The 401-nt window shown below is 62.6% G+C and carries 1 protein-coding gene; it reads right to left on the bottom strand.

The window, feature by feature from the left end:
• Positions 1-257 (bottom strand): hypothetical protein (locus EN807_RS32895; RefSeq protein ID WP_135937964.1); only part of this gene is annotated, 257 nt, incomplete at its 3' end.
• Positions 258-401 lie beyond the last annotated feature (144 nt).

Genomic DNA, 401 nt, shown 5'->3' on the forward strand with positions numbered 1-401 from the left:
GTCGGCTTGAGCGCGCCTCCTTTGCTATCTTGACGCTCTGAGCGGACCCAGTCGTCCCGCAACTCGCCCATGCGGCGCATGATCGGGAAGATCAATTCGGGGTCTATGCCGGTCTCGCTGAGATAGCGACGGACCAGACCAAGCGTCTGATACTCGTCGCCGTTGGCGGTTTTCAATTCGGCGGCTAGCTGCTCATGCCTCGCCAAAAGGGTCACGGCATCGGCCGCACGCGCCGCCGCAAGATCTTCCTGGCTCATCAGCGGATCTCCTTCACGTCGGCCACCGGCTTCTGCAGAACGTTCATGGCATCAGCGGCACGTTGGGCGCCGCGCCGGCCAAGGCTCTCAGCTTTCGAGACATAGCGGTTGGTCATCGCCAGCGTTTTCCAGCCGAAGGCCTCG

The organism is Mesorhizobium sp. M5C.F.Ca.ET.164.01.1.1 (genome assembly GCF_004792125.1).
Lineage (GTDB): Bacteria > Pseudomonadota > Alphaproteobacteria > Rhizobiales > Rhizobiaceae > Mesorhizobium > Mesorhizobium wenxiniae.